This is a genomic window from Cupriavidus pauculus, from assembly GCF_002858765.1.
GTDB lineage: Bacteria > Pseudomonadota > Gammaproteobacteria > Burkholderiales > Burkholderiaceae > Cupriavidus > Cupriavidus pauculus_B.
Window position 1 is genome coordinate 189,750 of the sequence record NZ_PJRP01000013.1, and the last position, 16,916, is coordinate 206,665.

The 16,916-nt window shown below is 67.0% G+C and carries 15 protein-coding genes, 1 tRNA gene and 1 riboswitch; of the genes, 7 read left to right on the plus strand and 9 right to left on the minus strand.

What is annotated here, in order from left to right; genetic code table 11:
- The first annotated feature begins 7 nt into the window (after positions 1–7).
- Positions 8–1,219 (plus strand): M20 aminoacylase family protein, encoded by a 1,212-nt coding sequence (locus tag CYJ10_RS23910; RefSeq protein ID WP_101683930.1) that lies wholly within the window; start codon positions 8–10, stop codon positions 1,217–1,219.
- A 58-nt stretch (positions 1,220–1,277) separates the two neighbouring features.
- Positions 1,278–1,376, plus strand: a riboswitch (glycine riboswitch).
- A gap of 162 nt (positions 1,377–1,538) precedes the next feature.
- Positions 1,539–2,807 (plus strand): D-amino acid dehydrogenase, encoded by a 1,269-nt coding sequence (locus CYJ10_RS23915; protein WP_101683931.1) that lies wholly within the window; start codon positions 1,539–1,541, stop codon positions 2,805–2,807.
- 349 nt (positions 2,808–3,156) lie between these two features.
- Here CYJ10_RS23915 and CYJ10_RS23920 read toward each other — a convergent pair.
- A tRNA-Leu gene (locus tag CYJ10_RS23920) sits at positions 3,157–3,243 on the minus strand.
- A 91-nt stretch (positions 3,244–3,334) separates the two neighbouring features.
- A complete protein-coding gene (locus tag CYJ10_RS23925) occupies positions 3,335–4,912 on the minus strand; it encodes a diguanylate cyclase domain-containing protein (protein ID WP_101683932.1) in 1,578 nt (525 codons plus the stop codon).
- Positions 4,913–5,063: 151 nt separating this feature from the next.
- Here CYJ10_RS23925 and CYJ10_RS23930 point away from each other — a divergent pair, with 151 nt between their 5' ends.
- A complete protein-coding gene (locus CYJ10_RS23930) occupies positions 5,064–5,531 on the plus strand; it encodes a hypothetical protein (RefSeq protein WP_101683933.1) in 468 nt (155 codons plus the stop codon).
- Positions 5,532–5,562: 31 nt separating this feature from the next.
- Here the strand turns inward: CYJ10_RS23930 and CYJ10_RS23935 are convergent, their stop codons facing one another.
- The gene (locus CYJ10_RS23935; protein WP_101683934.1) at positions 5,563–7,059 is read right to left on the minus strand and encodes a M81 family metallopeptidase; all 1,497 of its coding nucleotides are present in this window, start codon (positions 7,057–7,059) and stop codon (positions 5,563–5,565) included.
- Between the two features lie 25 nt (positions 7,060–7,084).
- Complete coding sequence (locus CYJ10_RS23940; protein ID WP_101683935.1) at positions 7,085–8,404, minus strand: MFS transporter; 1,320 nt, start codon at positions 8,402–8,404, stop codon at positions 7,085–7,087.
- A 155-nt stretch (positions 8,405–8,559) separates the two neighbouring features.
- Here CYJ10_RS23940 and CYJ10_RS23945 point away from each other — a divergent pair, with 155 nt between their 5' ends.
- Together CYJ10_RS23945 and CYJ10_RS23950 are read left to right on the plus strand one after the other, a co-directional pair.
- Positions 8,560–9,525, plus strand: a complete 966-nt coding sequence (locus CYJ10_RS23945; protein ID WP_101683964.1) for a LysR family transcriptional regulator — start codon at positions 8,560–8,562, stop codon at positions 9,523–9,525.
- Between the two features lie 53 nt (positions 9,526–9,578).
- Positions 9,579–9,929, plus strand: coding sequence for a hypothetical protein (locus CYJ10_RS23950; protein WP_101683936.1), 351 nt, complete (start codon positions 9,579–9,581; stop codon positions 9,927–9,929).
- A 65-nt stretch (positions 9,930–9,994) separates the two neighbouring features.
- On the opposite strand, the gene CYJ10_RS23955 is transcribed toward CYJ10_RS23950, so the two are convergent.
- From CYJ10_RS23955 to CYJ10_RS23965, 3 genes are all read right to left on the minus strand, one after another.
- The gene (locus tag CYJ10_RS23955; protein ID WP_101683937.1) at positions 9,995–12,211 is read right to left on the minus strand and encodes a TonB-dependent siderophore receptor; all 2,217 of its coding nucleotides are present in this window, start codon (positions 12,209–12,211) and stop codon (positions 9,995–9,997) included.
- Between the two features lie 255 nt (positions 12,212–12,466).
- On the minus strand, positions 12,467–12,982 hold the full coding sequence (locus CYJ10_RS23960; protein WP_101683938.1) for a hypothetical protein: 516 nt from the start codon (positions 12,980–12,982) through the stop codon (positions 12,467–12,469).
- A gap of 124 nt (positions 12,983–13,106) precedes the next feature.
- Positions 13,107–14,372: an MFS transporter gene (locus CYJ10_RS23965; RefSeq protein WP_101683939.1), complete on the minus strand. Its 1,266-nt coding sequence runs from the start codon at positions 14,370–14,372 to the stop codon at positions 13,107–13,109.
- 162 nt (positions 14,373–14,534) lie between these two features.
- Here CYJ10_RS23965 and CYJ10_RS23970 point away from each other — a divergent pair, with 162 nt between their 5' ends.
- Positions 14,535–15,476, plus strand: coding sequence for a LysR substrate-binding domain-containing protein (locus tag CYJ10_RS23970; RefSeq protein WP_101683940.1), 942 nt, complete (start codon positions 14,535–14,537; stop codon positions 15,474–15,476).
- Here CYJ10_RS23970 and CYJ10_RS23975 read toward each other — a convergent pair.
- Positions 15,433–15,705 (minus strand): DUF2917 domain-containing protein, encoded by a 273-nt coding sequence (locus tag CYJ10_RS23975; RefSeq protein WP_101683941.1) that lies wholly within the window; start codon positions 15,703–15,705, stop codon positions 15,433–15,435. The two genes, CYJ10_RS23970 and CYJ10_RS23975, sit on opposite strands and share 44 nt — an antisense overlap.
- A 234-nt stretch (positions 15,706–15,939) precedes the next feature.
- On the opposite strand from CYJ10_RS23975, the gene CYJ10_RS23980 reads away from it, so the two are divergent.
- Positions 15,940–16,335: a hypothetical protein gene (locus CYJ10_RS23980; RefSeq protein WP_101683965.1), complete on the plus strand. Its 396-nt coding sequence runs from the start codon at positions 15,940–15,942 to the stop codon at positions 16,333–16,335.
- Positions 16,336–16,359: 24 nt separating this feature from the next.
- Here CYJ10_RS23980 and CYJ10_RS23985 read toward each other — a convergent pair.
- The coding region (locus CYJ10_RS23985) for a phospholipase D-like domain-containing protein (RefSeq protein WP_257993492.1) at positions 16,360–16,916 on the minus strand (557 nt) is incomplete at its 5' end.

A 16,916-nucleotide genomic window follows, 5' to 3' on the forward strand; every position in this document is an offset into this window, starting at 1 on the left:
ACCCACCATGACCCGCCAACCGACCCTGACCCCGTTTCAGCTGCGGCCGCACCTGCTGCCCGCCATCGACACCGAAACCTTCGTCAATATCCGCCGCCAGATCCATGCGCAACCCGAACTGGGCTTCGAGGTGGGCGCCACCAGCCGGCTCGTGGCCACGCTGCTGGAAAGCTGGGGCTACGAGGTTCACACCGGCATTGGCAAGAGCGGCGTCGTGGGCCAGTTGAAGGTGGGCAACGGCACGCGGCGCCTGGGCATCCGGGCCGACATGGATGCCCTGCCCATCGTCGAGGCCACCGGGCTGCCCTACGCCAGCAAGACCCCCGGCCGCATGCATGCCTGCGGGCACGACGGCCACACCGCCATCCTGCTGGCCGCCGCCAAGGCGCTGGCCGATTCGCGCAGCTTCGACGGCACGCTGAACCTGATCTTCCAGCCCGACGAAGAAAACCTGTGCGGCGCGCGCGCCATGATCCAGGACGGACTGTTCGAGCGCTTTCCGTGCGATGCGATCTTCGCGCTGCACAACATGCCCGGCGTGCCGGCCGGGTCGTTCCGTGTGCTGGAAGGGCCGGTCAGCCTGTCGTCCGATGTGGCCGACGTGACCATTCGCGGCGTGGGCGGCCACGGCGCGATGCCGCATCGTTCAAAGGATCCGATCGCCGCTTCCGCGGCCATCATCACCGCGCTGCAAACGGTGGTGGCGCGCAACGTGGCGCCCGACGACACCGCCGTGGTATCGGTCGGCTTCATCCATGCCGGCGCCACGCACAACGTGATTCCGGAGGAGGTCAAGATTGGGCTCAATGTGCGCGCCGCGCGGCCCGAAACGCGGGCGCTGGTGGAAGCCCGCATCTACGAGATCGTCAGCCTGACCGCGCAGGCCCACGGCGTGACGGCGCAGATCGACTATCGCCAGTTGACGCCGCCGATGGTCAACGCGGCCGGCCCCACCGCGCTGGCCGCCGAGGTCTGCCAGGAACTGGTCGGCACCGAGCAGGTGGTCACGCAGGCGCCCAAGGGCCTGAACGGCAGCGAGGACTTCGCCTGGATGCTCGATACGGTGCCCGGCTGCTACCTGATCCTGGGCAACGGCGAAGGCGAATTCGGCGGCTGCATGGTCCACAACCCCGGCTACGACTTCAACGACCAGGTGCTGCCGCTGGGCGCGGCGGCTTGGGTGCGACTGGCGCAACGCTTCCTGGCCCCAGCGTCCTGATCGGAAAAACCTGATGGCCGAATCCTTAATTTCTATGGCATAGTGGCCACCGTTGTACCCCGCGATATCGGGAGAGCCCGTCGCTGCCGCCAGGCAGCACGGCGCCGAAGGAGCAACCGCCCCGGAAACTCTCAGGCAAAAGGACCGGTATCGCCATTGCACTCTGAAGAACCCCGGCTCGTACGTCGGCCGGCGGTACCGAAGGAGCAAGCGAGCCCCGGCTCGCGAATCTCTCAGGTCAAGGACAGAGGGGGCGTCCGCGAAAAGCGCATGGTGCGCCGTGGACTGCCACCCCATGACGTCCTGAAAGACCTTCCACATGAAATCCATTGCAGTGATCGGCGGCGGGATTACCGGCGTCACAACCGCGTACGCGCTGGCCAAACGCGGGTTCTCCGTCACGCTGTTCGAGCGGCATCGCTATGCGGCCATGGAAACGTCATTTGCCAACGGCGGCCAGTTGTCCGCATCGAATGCCGAAGTCTGGACGCACTGGTCCACGCTGGCCAAGGGCATCAAATGGATGCTGCGCGCCGATGCGCCGCTGCTGGTGAATCCGCGCCCCACCTGGCACAAGCTGAGCTGGTTCGCGGAATTCATGGCCTCGATCCCGCATTACCGCGCCAACACGGTCGAGACCGCGCGCCTGGCCATCGCCGCGCGGCAGCACCTGTTCGCCTGGGCCGACGCGGAAGGCATCGACTTCGACCTGAAGCGGCGCGGCATCCTGCATATCTATCGCAACAAGGCCGGCTTCGAGCATGCCGGGCGGGTGTCGAAGCTGCTCGCCGAAGGCGGCCTGGAGCGCCACGCGGTGACACCGGCGGAAATGCGCGACATCGAGCCCACGCTGGCCGGCAACTTCCACGGCGGCTACTACACCGAGAGCGACGCCACGGGCGACATCCACAAGTTCACCAGCGGCCTGGCGGCAGCGATCAGGCGCCTGGGCGTGCAGACGCTGTACAACCAGGATGTGCGCTCGGTGGCCACCACGGGCCGGCGCGCGACCGTAGTATCCGCGGAGGACAACCTGCCCACATCGCGCGAGTTCGATGGCGTGGTGGTGTGCGCAGGCGTGGCCAGCCGGGCCTTCGCGCAGCAGCTTGGCGACCGCGTGAACATCTATCCGGTCAAGGGCTACTCGATCACGGTGAACCTGAACGACGCCGAGAGCCAGGCCAGCGCACCGACGGTCAGCCTGCTCGACGATGAAACCAAGCTCGTCACCAGCCGCCTGGGCGCCGACCGCTTCCGCGTGGCCGGCACGGCCGAGTTCAACGGCATCAACCGCGACATCCGCGCCGACCGCATCCGCCCGCTGGTCGACTGGGTGCATGCCTGCTTCCCCGGCGTCAGCACGCGCAGCGTGGTGCCCTGGGCGGGCCTGCGCCCGATGATGCCGAACATGATGCCGCGCGTGGGCCGTGGCCATGCTGCCAACGTGTTCTACAACACCGGGCACGGGCACCTGGGCTGGACGCTATCGGCGGTGACGGCCGAGATGGTGGGGGATGTGGTACGGCAGGCGGCGACGCAGCAGGGACGCGTGGTTGTCGGCCAGGGCGTGGGCGGCATGGCAGCCTGATACGCCCGCCCTTCCCCCAGCCCCTCTTCCGCAGAGCGGGAGAGGGGAGAACAACCAAGGCACTTCTGCAACTGTCGGTTCGCTCCCCTCTCCCGCCTTGCGGGAGAGGGGTCGGGGGAGAGGGCCAGCGCATCAACGACCGGAAATCGGATGGCCAAAACGAAAAAGCCCCGCTCAATGCGCAGGGCTTTCATATTGGTGCCGAGAACAGGACTCGGTCACCCAGGCGCGACCCCGGCCGGCGCTTGCAAGCGTCGGCTTTTCGAGTCCTGGCGGGCAGTCCGCAGGGACTCCCGTTTCCGGGCGTACAAATGAAAAAACCCCGCTCGTGTGAGCGGGGTTTTTGAATTGGTGCCCAGAAGAGGACTCGAACCTCCACAGTGTTGCCACCGCTAGGACCTGAACCTAGTGCGTCTACCAATTCCGCCATCTGGGCTTCGTTTCGCCGCATTGCTGCGTTGAAGCGAGACGCGAATTCTACATAAGCCCCGGCAATTTGCAAGCCCTTTTTCACGCCATCGTAAAAATCAGCTGTTTTGCACCCCAAGGTACAGGCTGCCGTCCAGCACGTAGCGGTTGCGCCCCGCCCGCTTGGCGCGATACATCGCGCTGTCGGCACGGTGCAGCAACGGCTCCAGACGCGCGGCTTCAGGTATCGCGCATACCGCGCCCACGCTGATCGTCACATACGGCTGCACGGGCGTGCCGTTGTGGGGAACGCCCAGGTCCCGCACCGCCGCGACCATGCTGCGTGCAATGGCGCGCGTTTCGTCCACCGACGAATCGGGCAGCACCACCGCGAATTCCTCGCCGCCCAGCCGTGCGCAAAACTGCGCGCCGCGCAGCACGCCGGTCAGCGCCTCGGCCACCTGCCGCAGGCAGTCGTCGCCGCACGGGTGGCCGTACAGGTCGTTGAATTGCTTGAACAGGTCGACGTCCAGGATCAGCAGGCCGATTTCCTTGCCGCGCTCATGGGCGCGGGCCACGGCAGCCAGCGATTCGCGCTGGAAGTAGCGCCGGTTGGGGATGCCGGTCAGCGCGTCGATATCAAGGTCGGCCTGCACGCGCGACAGCTGCTCGGCCGTTTCGCCAAGCTGCGTGGCCAACGCCTGTTCGCGCGACTGGTAGCGGCTGATGTCGCGCATGAACACCAGCAGGCCGATCTGCTTGCCGTCCATCCGGCACACGGGCTCCACCGTCAGTTCGTACCCCAGCCCGTCCGGGATGAAAGGCGCCGACGCGTCGGGGTCGCTCAGCGCGTGGTGCCACGCCGGGGGCGGTATCTGGCCACGGCGCAGGTCTGGCACCAGCCGGGCAGCGGCGGGATTGAACTCGACGATGCGTCCGTCCGCGCCCAGGATCGCGCAGCCCTCGCGGATCGCGTCGAACACGCGCAGCCGCGCGTAGTGGCCGGTATCGTCCAGGTGCGTGCGCAGCGCGCAGAACCACACCAGCAGGGTCATCAGCGAGAACGTGGCCGGGGTCAGGTCGCCGCCCATCGGGCCTGTCCAGCGGTAGAGGTAGGCGATGTGCGTGACCAGCGGCAGGAACAATCCCGCCATCAGCACATTGCGGCCGCGCACCGACAGCGCCGCGTTCGGCACCTCGGCGGTGGCCAGGAAATACATGCTGAGCCCCAGCATCGCGTAGGTCCACGCGGCCACCGCGGTATAGCCGATGCCGTGCCGAAACACCGCGCCCGGCGAGACACCCGGCGGCATCAGTTCGATCGACGTCCAGATCAGGTGATGGCGCTCGTTGGTGAACACCAGCGCCAGCGTCAGCACGGCGAAGAAAACCGGCACCCACAGCATCGACCACGGCACGACAAAGCGAGGCCGGCTCAGGTGAACCATCGCCACCAGCCAGCCGATCGGTACGGCCACGATGCCCGCATACTGGAACTTGGCCCAGAAGATCCGACCCGGCAGCGCCGTCTCGCTGATTTCCAGCAACCGGCCGCCGCTCCAGATGGCCACGCCCGCCGCCAGCACCAGGAATGCACGCACGGTGGGGTCATCGCGGCGCGGCCATGCCGCGACGGCCATGCCCACACTGCACACCACGGCAATGGTCAGGCAGAGGACGAGAGGATACGATGGCATGGAAGATGGGCCGAACCGGATGGCAAACCCCGTCCGGCGGTGCGGGGCGAACCATTATAGGCCCGCGCGGTCCGACACTGGCGCGGCGGCACGCCGCCGCCCAGCCCACCACCCAAGTCCGCCCTCAATCGCTACCTTCAGGAATCAGGACGTGCCCATCCTCCTCCTCGGCGTCGCCGTCATCGCCGCCTTCGTCTACGGCCTGGTCCGGCTCTACCAGATGGTGACCGCCACGTCAGGCATGCTGGCCGGCGCCGCCGCCGACATTCTGATCCTGGCGATACTGACGGCGCTGTGCGTGGCGTGGCTGCGTCGCTACCGGGCCATCCACGGCCGGCGCATCAAGGGTGAACGCATCCTGGCCCTGCAGGGCGACTGGGGGTCTCTCAAGGTCGACGCCGAACGCAAGAACAGCGTGCTGGAGATGAACGGCCAGCGCCAGGTGATGATCTTCGCCGACATCGACGGCGCGCGCCCCGAGGCGCGCCAGGGCCGCTGGTATGTCGTCGTCGCCCTGCGGCACAGCAGGCAGGGCGAATGGGTGATTCCGGTGGCCAACCGGGACGCCGCCAATCTGTGGACAAAGATCTTCCGGCTGGCCGCGTTGCAGAAGCTCTGAACGCCGGGCCCTGATCGCCCGGCGTCAGACGTCAGGCGCGGAACGGCTGGCCCATCGGCTTCAGGCGGATGCCGGGTGCCAGGCGCGTCCACGGCAGGTCGGCCGGGTCGGCCGTCATCGGCCCGGGCGCCTTGGCCACCAGCACCGCATGGGCGATGCCCTGGAAGTCCGCGCGGAAATGCACCGAGCTCTTGTTCACCAGGATCTTCATCGCCTCGGGCTCGACCCCGCCCACGCGATAGAGGTTGCGATCGAGCATCTGCGCCTTGCCGCCGCTGACCACCACCTGCACGCCGCCGATACCCAGCAGCGCCACGGGTCCGACATCGGCCAGCATGCCGTGCATCATCGGACCACCAAAGCGGCATACGCCGTCAGACAGCTTCAGCACCTCGAAGCGGCCCTGCAGCGGCTCGTCGCCGGGCACGCCCGACACGCCACCCAGTGCCACATCGATCACCGCGCCCACGCCGGCACCATGCGCGGCAGCGGCCACCGCCGGATCCCAGATCAGGCCGATGGCCGCGCCCTGCGCGCCGTTGCGCAGCAGCGCCCGCAGCATGCCCGTCGTGTTCGAGTCACCGCCGGCACCGGGGTTGTCCTGGGTATCGGCGATGACCACCGGGCGCGTGGCGCCTTCGGCCATCCGCATCGCTTCGCGCACCGCATCGTCGGGCAAGAGGAACGGCACCTCCCAGGCGGCCTCCTCGGCCAGCATCCGGTCGTAGAGTGCCTGCACGGCGGCTTCGGCGGCGGCGTCATCGTCGCCGTAGCCCCAGATCACCGGCCCGCACTCGGGAAAATCAGCGGCCGGGAAGCCCGGTGCGAACGACAGCGACACCACCCCTTCCGACTCCAGCTCGGCCAGGGCCGCGTACAGCCCGCGCGCCGGCTCCAGCATCGTGCACATGCCGTTGATCGGAATCAGGAACGGCAGGCGGCGGGCGGCGGCACGCCAGCGGCGCGGCCCGGCCAGCAGCGGCTGCAGCAGTTCCGCGGCGCGCACGCCGGTTTCGGCCATGTCGACGTGCGGATAGGTGCGGTAGGCCACCAGCGCATCGGCAGCATCGAGCATGCGCTGCGTGACATTGGCGTGGAGGTCCAGCGACGCCACCAGCGGCACGTCCGGCCCGATCACCGCGCGCAGGCGCGCCAGCAGTTCGCCCTCGCCATCGTCGGCATGCTCGGCCACCATGGCGCCGTGCAGGTCGAGGTAGATGGCATCGAAACCGCCCGCGCGGGCCGCCGCGACGATTTCGCCCGCGATGCGCTCGAACGCATCCTCGGTCACATGCGCCGACGGGCTGGCGCCGGCCCAGATCACCGGACTCAGGGCCCAGCCGTTGCGCTGCGCCGCCTGGATGAAGCCACCGACCGGGATATTGACATCGCGCAGCGCCAGCACATCGTCGCCGCGCGCCATGGCCGGGAAGCCCTCGCCGCGCTCGAAGCTGGCGTAGGTGGCGTTGGACGGCGCAAACGTGTTGGTTTCGTGCTGGAAACCGGCGATCAGGATTCGGGGTGCCAAGGGGCTCTCCATGTTCATGTTGTCGTCAAACCGTGGCCGGACTGCCTTGCGGCGCCGGCATGCGGTTGGCCAGCAGCGTCACCGCCCCGGCCACCAGCAGCGCCACCATCACCAGCAGGCCAGCCTGCATGCTGCCCGTGGCCGTGCGCACCCAGCCGATGATGGTCGGACTCAGGAAGCCGCCGATCAGGCCGATCGTGTTGATCAGGGCAATGCCGCCCGCTGCGGCGTCGCCCTTCAGGTATTGCGACGGAATGGCCCAGAACACCGTGTAGGCCGTCCACATCATCGCCGTGGCAATCGTCATGCACAACAGCGACACCGCCAGGTTGCCGCTGGCCAGCGTGGCCACCGCCAGCGCCACGGCACCAATGAAGGCAGGCACCGCGCTATGCAGGCGACGCTCGCCACGGCGGTCCGAGCGCCGGCCGATCACGACCATCGCAATCGCGGCCGCGATATACGGGATCATCGAGTACAGGCCGATCTGCATGGTGTCGGTAACGCCGTCTGCCTTGAGGATCGACGGCAGCCAGAAGCTGACCGCATAGATGCCGCAGATCATCGTGAAGTAGGCGAACGCCAGCAGGTACACGCGCGGATCGCGCGCCACCTGGCCGAACGAATGGTGGCCCGCGCCCGGTGTGTGCAGGTCCGCAGCAATCATGCGCTTTTCGGCGTCGGTCAGCCACCTGGCATCGGCCGGACGGTCGGACAGCACGCGCAGGGCCAGGACGCCCAGCAGCACGCATGGCAGGCCTTCCACCAGGAACATCCACTGCCAGCCTTCCAGGCCGTGCGTGCCCGACAGGCCGGTCATCAGCCACGTCGACAGCGGCGAGCCGAAGATGCCGCCGAGGGGGCCGGCCAGCATCACCACGGCCATCACGCGCGCCATGCGCTGCTGGCCGTACCAGTACGTCAGGTAGAAGATCATGCCCGGCGCGAAGCCCGCCTCGAACACGCCCAGCAGAAAGCGCATCACGTAGAACGTGGTTTCGTCGCGCACGAACATCATGCCGGCCGACGTCAGGCCCCACAGCACCAGGATGCGGCTGATGGTCTTGCGCGCGCCGATGCGAGGCAGCAGCAGGTTGCTCGGGATCTCGAACAGCACATAGCCGAAGAAGAAGATGCCGGCGCCAAGCCCGTACACGGCGTCGGAGAAGCCCAGGTCGCTCTGCATCTGCAGCTTGGCGAAGCCGATGTTGACGCGATCCAGGTAGGCAAACGTGTAGCAAAGCAGCAGGAATGGCAACAGGCGCCAGTTCAGCTTGCGGTACAGCGCCTGTTGCGCGGCGCTGTCGTGCGCCGGCGTGGTGCGTGGGGGCAGTGTGGTGGACATTCGATCTCTCTCCCGGGGTCGTCCTTGTGGATGCGATGAACGTTGTGCTGTCGCGTTTTCTTATTGTCGAAAGATCGTCGGTCAGATGAAAAAGCAGAGCAAGAGCAACTTAAGTCGGCTATCGTTGCCCAATCGGCAACAGCTTGGCTTTCGACATGCGAGAACTGAACCAGCGCAGGCTGCGCTATTTCCACGAGGTACTCACGCACGGATCGATCCGGGGCGCGGCCGACAGCATCAACACATCGCCATCGGTCATCACGCGCCAGATCCGCCTTCTGGAGGACGAGGTTGGCGCGCCGCTGTTCGAGCGCCACGCGCGCGGCGTGCAGCCCACCGACGTGGCGCTGCACCTGCTCGACTACTGGCAGGGCTGCCGCGCGCAGCAGGAACTGTTCGAGGACCGCCTGCAGGCACTGCGTGGACTGCAGCACGGCCAGATTCGCATTGCCACCAGCGAAGGCTATGTCGATGGCCTGATGGACGAGGTGCTGACCGACTTCTGCGCGCAATACCCGCGCCTCGACGTCACGGTGGACATCCTGCCCGTCAACAACGTGCTGCAGGAGGTGGCCGAGAGCCGCGCCCATATCGGCCTGGCCTACAACCCGCCGTCGCATCCCGACGTGCGCTGGGTGGCCACGTCTTCGCAGCCGGTGGTGCTGCTGGTGCACGCGGGGCACCCGCTGGCCTTGCGCGGCACCCAGGTGGATGTGCGCGAGCTGGCCGACTTCCCGCTGGCGATGATGCCGCCGGCGTTCGGGCTCGGGCAGATCGTGCAGATGCTGGCGTATGCCGAGAACGTCCAGATCCGGCCCACGCTAACCACCAATTCGCTGGCCGTGCTGCGGCACTTCGTCAAGCGCCACCATGGCATCACGCTGATTGGCGCGTTTGCCGCCTATCGCGAACTGGCCTCGGGCGATCTGGTGACCCTGCCGATCGCCCACCCGCTGTTCGAGGCCGCCAAGGCGCAACTGCTGGTGAAGGCGGGACGCCCGCTGGGCGTGGCGGCCGACACGCTGCTGGGCCGCATCGTGCGCGACATGTCGATGTTCGCGGCCCCGGTGCCGCGCGGACGCGGACGATCCACGGCGCGTCCGGCGCGCAAGTCGCCGTGAGCGCGGGGTCCGCTAGAATCGGGGCTCCCTGACACATGCCAAGGAGCCTCTGCATGACTGCACCGAACTGGAAAGCGATGGCCCTCACGGGCACCGTGGCGATAGCCACGATGATGGCGGGCTGCGCCGCGCAGCCGCAGGCGCCACAGCCGCCGGCTGGCGGCGTGGCCAATCCGGGCCCGCAAGGCGGGCGCGGCACGCCCGAAGGCTGCCAGGCCGACAAGCTCGGCGACGACGCGCTGATCGGCAAGACCGAGGCCGAAGCCGCGAAGTTGCTCGATGGCTGCGCATGGCGTTTCGGCAACCGCGAAGGCCAGCATATGCCGGGCACGATGGACTACAACCCGCAGCGGCGCACCATCGACGTGATGGGCGGCAAGGTCACGGCGGTGCGGCGGGGCTAGGACGACGGGCCTGCTGGCCCGGTCCCCGCCCGTACGGGAGAGGACCCGGTCGGCAACTCGGGCCGTCAGAACTGCAGCGATGCGTTCATCAGGAACGTGCGCGTGGCCGCCGGCAGCACGAAGCCGTCGTAGGTGGTGGTCCAGTAGCGGCGATTGAACACGTTGTTCAGCACCGCGCGCACGGTCACCTGCTTGCCGGCCACGCGCGTGGTGTAGCGCGCGCCGATATCGGCCGTGGTGTACGACGGAATCTGCTGGGTATTGGCCGAGTTCACGAACATCGAGCCGGTCACCTTGGCGCCGGTCCACAGCGTCAGGCCGGGCACGAACGGCGTGTCGTACTCGACGCGGCCCGTGACGATGTAGTTCGGCGTGGCGAACACCCGGTTGCCGTTGACCACGGGATCGTCAACGTCCGCGGTCTTGGTGTGCAGCCACAGCACACCACCCATCAGGCGCACATCGCGCGCCACGCGCCACCAGCCGCTGGTATCCAGGCCCGTGAACTGCTGCTTGCCGTTCTGCACGAAGTAGTTCGACGTGTTGGTGTACTCGTAGCCCTTGTCCACGCGGAACAGGGCCACGTTGGCGCCCCACTTGTCGCGGTCGGTCTTGAAGCCCACCTCGTACTGGCGGCTCTTGAGCGGACCGAACGTCTCGCCCGAGTTTGCGGCGGTGGGGCCGGCCGAACCGCCCTGTTCCAGCGATTCCACGTAGCTCACGTAAGCGGTCGAGAAATCGTCTGTCTTGAACATCACCGCCGCCGTCGGCGTGATCGGGTTGGCGCTGTAGCGCGACGTCCGGACCGCGTCGGGGCTGTAGTTGTCCTGCGAGAACATGTTGTAGCGCACGCCAACCAGCACCGACAGGCGCGGCGTGATCTGCACCGTGTCGCTCAGGTAGACCGACTTCTGCTGGATCCTGTAGTCGCGGTACGGGATGTAGTCCTTGCCCACGCCAGGCTGCTCGTCGAGGGCGATGGGGTTGTACAGGTTGTTCATCCCCATGAAGATGCCGTTGCCGCCCAGGCCGTTGTCCAGCTCGCGCACCTGCGACAGGTAGCCCAAGCCCGCCACGATCTCGTGCTTGAGGCCACCGGTCTCGAACTTGCCCTGCACCATCGCGTCGTACGCCTGGTAGTAGTAGGCCGTCTTCCAGCGATAGTTGGTGTCCGAGTAGTTGCCGGCATCGTCCGTGACAAACAGGAAGCTGTCCGCGTTCAGCCGGTTCTGGCGCGCGAAGCGGTACTTGAAGCTGGTCTTCCAGTCGCTGTTGATGCGGTAGTCCACGCCGGTGCCCACGGTCAGCGTGTCGGTCTCGTGCGACGACCACGGCTGCGCCAGGTTGCGCGCGACGCTGCTGGCGGCCGGAATGGTGTCCGTGCCAAACGACAGCCCGAAGATCGTGCCTTGCGACTTGCGCTTCCAGTACATGATGTCGGCGTTCCACGTCAGGTCCGGCGTGACGCGGAAGTCGGTGGCCAGCGAGAACGTCTGACGCCGCACGTGCACGCCCTGCTCGCTGGTGTTGCCGTCCTCGTTCACGGCGTTGATGCGATAGCCGAAGCGGTCGTCGTTGCCGAAGCGGCCGCCGACGTCGACCTTCTCGCTCCAGACATTGTTGGTCTGGTAGCCGATGGTCACCTCGCGCAGCGGCGTGTCGGTGGAGCGTTTGGTCACGTAGTTGATGATGCCGCCCGGCGACCCGAAGCCGTACATGAAGCCGGACAGGCCCTTGAGCAGTTCCACCTGCTCGAACGGCTCCAGCGGGATGTCGGCATCCCAGGTGACAAAGTTCTGGCCATCCACCTTGGTGCCGTTGAGCATGTCCACGCGGATGCCGCGCACGGAGAAATACGAATTCTCGGTGCGTGCGTTGTCACCCAGCACCTGCACGGCCGCGTCGTACTTGAACACGTCGTTGGCGGTCTGCGCCATCCGTTGCTGGATTTCGTCGCTCGACACCGCGTTGACCGAAAACGGCGTATCCACGGCCTTGCGGTCGCCCAGCGCACCGCTGCTTACCCGCTCAACCTTGACGGCCTCGCCGGACCGGTCGGCCACCGCGGTGGCGGCCGGCAGCGTGGCCGTGGCGCCGGCACTGGCCTGCTGGGGCTGGGTCTGCTGGGCCTGGGTCGGAGTCTGTCCGTGCGCGGACAGCGACAGCGTCAGGCCCAGCACCGCGACGGCAACAGGCGACAGCACGGTGGCTGGAAGCGACGAACGGACAGAAACGCGCGCGCGCAGGCTGGCGCGACCGTTGGACGGACGGTGCAAGGACATCGAAATTCCCGGGATTGTTATTGGAGGTGGGCTGGCTCGAATGTGCATCATGTGCCACGCATCGGTGACACAGGACACAAATCGTAATACGAATAATTCGTGTTTATACTATGAGAGAGCCATTCAGCTGGGGATTTGTTGAGTCTTCAAAGTGGTTTGTTGCGACTGCACCACTGATGGGCGCAATCGAAGGTCGCGGAGCCAGAACGGCCCCGCCAGGTGCGACGTTGGGCGGCTGCCCGCTTGTCTGCCTGCCTACTTCCGGCTGCGTTCGCCGCCGCGCGAATCCTGGATGATCATCGTCCGGTCCAGCACGCCGTTGTCGTCAAAGTAAGCACTGAAGTGCGCCGGCAGGTAGCCGGGCAGGTACATCCGGTACGACCAGGCCTCGCGCTTCATCAGCGCGTAGTACTGGATCGGCTCCTTGGGCTTGCCCCAGCGCTCCAGCACGTCCTGCTTGGTCCACTGGCCGGGCCGCGCGGCGTAGATCTCCGTCTCGGTCAGCATCTGGCGGAAATTCGTCAGCTTGCCGCTGGTATCGAAGTCGGCCGCGTAGATTTCGTAGCCGTACGGCTGTTTGGAATAGATCCAGCGTTGCGCACCATTGGCCATCTGGAACGTGTCGGTGGGCGCGCCGAACGTCTGCTGCACGGCCGCCTGCGGGCTGCCGATCAGCTTTTGCCCGGTTTCCACCGGCTGCAACGAAGCGCATGCGCTCAATGCAAGGGCCGCCGCGACGGCGCTCATCCAAACGGAAAATCGAAACGGCATGGCGGCCTCCGGATAGCTGGAATGACAGGACGTGCGTGCCAAGCATACTCCACCTCCCGCGCCCGGCACGCAGCCTGCCTGATGCGTAAACACGCCGGGCCAGCCCTTTATTCCATGCCGGCGCTCACGGCCGCAGCCCTTGCCATGGCACGCGCACGATCTCGCGGTCGTCGATGGGCCAGTGCAGTGCGGCGGCGACCACGCCCAGCGCCATCGCGCCCATCCATACCAGATCATAGGAATGGGTCAGCTCGAACACCAGCCCGCCCAGCCAGACCCCCAGGAACGACCCCAACTGGTGGCCAAAGAACACGAAGCCGAACAGCGTGGTGATGTAGCGCACGCCAAACACCTGCGAGACGATGCCGCTGGTCAGCGGCACCGTGCCCAGCCACAGAAAGCCCATCACGGCCGCAAACCCGTACAGCGTGACCGGGCTGAGCGGCAGCAGCAGGAACAGCGCCATCGCCGACGTGCGCGTCAGGTAGATGCCGGCCAGCAGGTACTTCTTCACGTGCCGGCCGCCCAGCCAGCCGAAGGCATAGGTCCCCGCGATATTGGCCAGCGCAATGATGGCCAGCGCAATCATCGCGCTGGCGGGCTGCATGCCCTGGTCGCGCAGGTATGCGGGCAGGTGGTTGGCGATGAACGCCAGTTGGAAGCCGCAGGCCAGAAAGCCGAGATTGAGCAGCCAGAACCCCGAATGGCCAAAGGCTTCACCGATGGCGGCACGCATCGAAGGCTGGTTGCCCGCCGTATCGCCACCCGCCGCGCGATCCTGGAACGGCAGCGCGAACGGCAACAGCACCAGCGCCGCCACGGCAAAGACCATCAAGGCCAGTTGCCAGCCCGCCACCGACATCAGCGCCTGCGCCGACGGCACCATCAGGAACTGCCCGATCCCACCCAGCGCGCCGGCGATGCCCAGTGTGCGGCTGCGCTGTTCCGGCGGCACCATGCGGCTCAGCGCGCCATAGACCACGCCGAAGGTGGTGCCGGACTGCGCGATGCCGATACAGATGCCCGCCGCCAGCACGAACGCCATCGACGAGTGCGCCAGCGCCATGCCCCAGAGCCCGGCCGCGTACAGCACCAGCCCGCCCAGCATCACCTTCCAGGACCCGAAGCGATCGGCCACCATCCCGGTCAGCGGCTGGGCGATGCCCCACGCAAGGTTCTGCACGGCCATCGCCAAACCGAAGGTCTCGCGGGTCCAGCCGCGTTCGGCGATGACCGGCAGCAGGAACAGGCCCTGCACATGCCGCACCCCCAGCGCCAGGCCCATCACGAGCCCGGCCGCCAGCAGCAGGAAGACGGGATCACGCCACCAGGGTGGCGATCCGGCGGATTGCAATGCGCGGGCATCATGCAAAAGCGGGCGAGGCGACATGGCGGGCTCCAGTGACGACGGTTCGGATCGGCTTCATTTCAAGCGATTCCCGGCGCCGGTTCAAACGAGATTTCAGGCGTTCTGCCATTCCATCTGCGCATGGCAGGGGGTTCGGATTCCGTGCTGTAATGGGGCTCGCCAGCGCCATCGTGAGGCTTTGCCATGTCCGTCCCGCTCGTTCGCCTGTTTCCGCTCGATCTGCTCAAGGGCTTCGTGGCCGTGGGCCGGCGCATGAGCATCACCCAGGCGGCCGACGACCTGTGCCTGACCCAATCGGCCGTGAGCCGCCAGATCCGCGCGCTGGAAGACCACTTGCAGGTGCGCCTGTTCGTGCGCCAGCATCGCGGCGTGGCCTTCACGCCCGAGGGCGAACGGCTGTTCCGCAGCGCCGACGGCGCGGTGCAGCAACTGCAGGACGTGGCCGCAGAACTGCGCAAGCGCGATGGGCGCCAGCCCGTCACCGTCACGGCCAGCATCGGCATGGCCGGTTTGTGGCTGCTGCCACGGCTGGGCAGCCTGCAACGCCGGTATCCCAAGCTGGACGTGCGGCTGTCCGCCAGCAACCAGATCAGCGACCTGCGTGCCGACGGCATCGACCTGGCCATCCGCTATTGCCCGGCATCGGCCGCGCCGCCACATGCCATCCGGCTGTTCGACGAAACCATCGCGCCCGTGGCCAACCCCGCGCTGGGCGCCACCCGCGTGACCTCGGCCGAAGCCCTGGCGGCATTGCCATTGCTCGAGTTCGACGATCCACGGCCATGGCTGCACTGGCGCAACTGGCTCAGCGCGCAGGGCTATCGCCAGGCCGTCCGGCGCGGCATCCTGCGCTTCAACCAATATGACCAGGTGATTCATGCGGCACTGGCGGGGCAAGGCGTGGCGCTTGGCCGCCTGGAACTGATCCAGTCGCTGATCGAGGGCGGCCAGCTCAATGTCGTCACCACGGCCGGCGCGATCATGCCCAGCCCCAACGCGTTCTGGCTGATCCATGCCACCGAGACCCCGCGCGGCGACGTCCGCCACGTGGCCGACTGGATTGCCGAGGAAGCCGCGCGCGTCAGGCCGGGCGCAGCACCAGGTGCTGCCGGGCGGCCGGCGTGATGTGGCATTGCACCGCGCCAGCGCCCGGCGCGCGGAGCGCGCTCAGAAAGTAGACGCCGTCTTCCTCCACGCGGCACTGCTGGCCGGCCGCCAGCACGATGTCCGCCGACGGCCGCGCGCGCCGGTGCTCGACGGTAATCCACAACTGGCCGGCGCGGCAGGTCACATGGGCACCAGCGCGCAGGGGCACGGGCACGCAGTCAGATTCGATCAGCAGATCCCAGGTCATGGCAGGCTCCAGTTCATGCCTGCAGTGTGGCAAACGGGCGTTTTCCTGCCATGAGAGATCGGCCGGCCAGCCATGAGATTCGCGCCGTGCCGGGCGGGCCACCCGAGTCCAAACCCAAGCCGATACATTGCGGCTAAGGAATCACTTCACCGATCCGTTAACATGGGCGGCAGCGCGTAATCTGACCCAAACGGGCGGATGCCCGCGCTGCATGCCCATATCGAGCCACCCATCATGGATCCCCTGTCGTTTGAATTCGTTACGGTCGAAGAAGCCAAGAAAGTGCTGGACGGCGACCCACCCGCATCGGCCCAGGTCGATTGGAGCGAGCAGCGCCAGGCGCCTGACCCGATCAACCTGTCGCTGACGCCGGTGGCGCTCAGGTGGCTGGCCCAGTTGCCGCGCGAAGCCCGGCCCCTGGAACTGTTCTACGCCTATCCGCGCATCGGCAACCATCTGGCCGCGCTGGGCAATGCCGCCGCCGTGTCCGCCTTCGTCGCCGAACTGCTGATCGACAAGCGCGGTAACCGGCAAGGGTTTCCCGGTGGCATCGCGGGCGAACTGTCGCGCCTGCAGGCATGCCTGCTGCAATTGCTGCAGCCGGGCGGCGACGGCATCGCCACACCCTAGCCTCCCCCTCCAACGCACCCAGCCCTACAGCTGGTCCTCGACCGGCAGGATCTGCAGGACACCAATCCCCATGTGCTGCCACACGCTCATGCCGGGTTCGTGCTCGTACGTGGTTTCCTTGCCGTTGTCGCGGGTGGTCCACGTCAGCGATTCCGCGCCGCTGTCGCTGGTCTGCAGGTCCACCCGGTAGGCGATGTCGAGCAGGCGGCGGTCCATGTCCTCCACCAGCAGCCTGGCCAGCGTCGGGCTGTCCAGCACCACTCCCATTTCGGTATTGAGCTTGATCGATCGCGGATCGAGGTTCATCGACCCGATGAACAGCAGCCGCCGGTCTGCCACATACGCCTTGGCATGCAGGCTCGCGCGGCTCGACGCGAACATGCGCGACTTCGTCGAGCGGCTGCGCGCCAGGTCGGCATTGGCGGTGGGCTTCAGTTCGTACAGTTCCACGCCGGCCTTTAGCAGGCGCTTGCGGGTGGGCGCATAGCCGGCGTGTACCGCCGAGACGTCGGTCGCGGCAAACGAAATGGTCAGCACCCGCACCTTGACGCCGCGCTTGACCATTGCGGCCAGCCAGGCCC